Here is a 2580-nt window from a genome sequence, read left to right as displayed (position 1 = left end):
CTGGAGCTTCCGAAACACCTTCGGCAACCCGGTGACGGGGCGGCGCACGGTGCTGCCGTTAGTTTTCAGGATTTCGGCGCTCTTGTTTCATCGAAAATCCTGAAAGCTCTCTTCGGCATTCCGTGGGTGATTTGCGATCCGGTTCGTGGGTAAGATCAAGGCCAGGTGAGAACTCTGCCACAGCACGAGGAAAATGGAGGCTGCGGACGGAAGCTCACCGGTTCAGCATTGGGAGGATACAAGCAATATGCCGACGACCATACCGGCTCGAAAGGGCGAATACCGGATGAGCCTACTCGAACAAGTGCTTGTTTTGCTCGGCCAGGGCAGCATCTGGTACACCTGCTACGCCTACCCATACGATCAGCGGGACTGCAACGCATCGGTCGAATTCGGTTTTATCTGAGCGGAAGATCGCTGGGGATCCGGCGGCATGATTTGCACAAGGAACAAGCGGCTGAAGTGACCGACGCTCCAGGGCGATGATTTTCGCCCTGGAGCGTCGGTTCGGCTGCTTACTCTGTCATCGCACGCCAGCAGACAACGAGGCCATCTTCGTCATCGACGCGTTGTCCAACACGCAGGAAGCCATTCCTCTCCAAAACACGCTGTGACGCGATGTTTTCGACGCCGGTCTCGGCTGAAATCTGAGCAACCCGCGGATCGCTGCGCGCCCAGGAGAGGATCTGGCTGACGGCCTCTGTAGCAAAGCCCCGCCCTTGGCGGGTGGGTGCTATGCCATAACCGATGTGGACGTCTCCTTCATCGGGAACCCTGATGACGGAGCAAAGGCCGACGACTTCGCCTTCATTTACGATCCACCACGCCGCCGGCGCGAACCGTTGCCGAACGTCGTCTGCAAGGCTGCGGAGCATGACCAGTACGTCCGGAGGCGCAATTACAACGTCGGGCGCAAGATTGAACCCCTCTCGTGCGACACCTGCAAGCATCGCATCGAAATCATCTTTCGTTACTTCAGTGATCATTTTCGGCTTTCTGACAAACCCAAAGGTGTTCAAAGCCGAACGGAGAGCGCGGGCTATCCTCTATCCGAGGACACAACTGCCATTCCGCTCGCCGCTGCGGCCAGCGATGTCGGAAGTGAGACAAGGGCAATCATAGGCATTCTCCTGAGGTTGAAAGCAACGCTATCCAACCGGGACTGAAACCACAAGGCGTATCGTCACCATCTGCTGGCAGGCACCAGCTTCTATCTACTTCGACAGCGGTCGCCCCGGGATCTGGCTGAGGACGCGACCTTGCCGAGCGGGACGCGCTGCCGAACATCACATGTTCGGGTAGACCGGGCCTTCGCCTCCTTGTGGCGGCACCCAGTTGATGTTCTGGTTCGGGTCCTTGATGTCGCAAGTCTTGCAGTGCACGCAGTTCTGCGCGTTGATGACGAAGGTGTCCTTGCCGTCCTTCTCGACCCATTCGTAGACGCCGGCCGGACAGTAGCGTGTCGAGGGGCCAGCATACACGTCGTGCTCGGAGCGCTTCTGCAGGTCCATGTCCTTGACCTTGAGATGAACCGGCTGGTCTTCCTCATGGTTGGTGTTCGACAGGAACACCGAGGACAAACGGTCGAAGGTGAGCACGCCATCCGGCTTCGGATAATCGATCTTCTGGTGCTGCGCCGCCGGCTCGAGCGACTGCGCATCGGTCTTGCCGTGCTTCAGCGTGCCGAAGAAGGAGAAGCCGAAGAGCTGGTTGGTCCACATGTCGAGACCGCCGAGCGCCACGCCGATCGCCGTTCCGAACTTCGACCACAGCGGCTTGACGTTCCTGACCCGCTTCAGGTCCTGGCCGATGGCGCTGTCGCGCCAGCCGTTCTCGATCTCGACCGGCTCGTCATTGGCGCGGCCGTTCGCGATCGCCGCTGCCAGTTTCTCCGCTGCGAGAATGCCCGACAGAACCGCATTGTGGCTGCCCTTGATGCGCGGCACGTTGACGAGACCGGCCGAACAGCCGATCAGCGCGCCACCCGGGAAGGACAGCTTCGGCACCGACTGATAGCCGCCCTCGGTAATGGCGCGCGCACCATAGGACAACCGCTTGCCGCCCTCGAAGGTGCCGCGGATCGCCGGATGCGTCTTGAAGCGCTGGAATTCCTCGAACGGGAAGAGATAGGGGTTCTTGTAATTGAGGTGCACGACGAAGCCGACGGCGACCATGTTGTCTTCGAGATGGTAGAGGAACGAGCCGCCGCCGGTCTTCATGCCGAGCGGCCAGCCGAAGGAGTGCTGCACCAGGCCGGGACGATGGTTCTCGGGCTTGACCTGCCAGAGTTCCTTGAGACCGATGCCGAACTTCTGGACGTCGCGATCCCTGGAAAGATCGAACTTGGCGATCAGCTGCTTGGCGAGCGAGCCGCGCACGCCCTCGCCGATCAGCGTGTATTTGCCGAGGAGCGCCATGCCGCGGGCAAAGTTCGGCCCCGGCTCGCCGTTCCTCTCGATGCCCATGTCGCCGGTGGCGACACCGATGACCGCACCCTCGTCGTTATAGAGCACTTCGGTTGCGGCAAAGCCCGGATAGATCTCGACGCCGAGCGCTTCGGCATGGCTTGCGAGCCACCGA

2 protein-coding genes are annotated in these 2580 nt (G+C 60.5%); both read right to left on the bottom strand.

Annotated elements, in window-relative coordinates; translation table 11 throughout:
* Positions 1-515: 515 nt before the first annotated feature.
* The gene (locus tag VGO12_RS12270; protein ID WP_327513031.1) at positions 516-986 is read right to left on the bottom strand and encodes a GNAT family N-acetyltransferase; all 471 of its coding nucleotides are present in this window, start codon (positions 984-986) and stop codon (positions 516-518) included.
* Between the two features lie 300 nt (positions 987-1286).
* On the bottom strand, positions 1287-2580 hold a 1294-nt coding region (locus tag VGO12_RS12265; protein WP_327513030.1), incomplete at its 5' end, for an electron transfer flavoprotein-ubiquinone oxidoreductase.

This window comes from Ensifer sp., assembly GCF_035999135.1.
GTDB lineage: Bacteria > Pseudomonadota > Alphaproteobacteria > Rhizobiales > Rhizobiaceae > Ensifer.
The sequence above is the reverse complement of the archived record's forward strand: the minus strand, read 5'-3'. Positions and strand labels throughout refer to the sequence as shown.

What these genes read in the sequence shown, in the direction of transcription:
- VGO12_RS12270 (WP_327513031.1), bottom strand. Translation starts at nt 986, where the DNA reads ATGATCACTGAAGTAACGAAAGATGATTTCGATGCGATGCTTGCAGGT.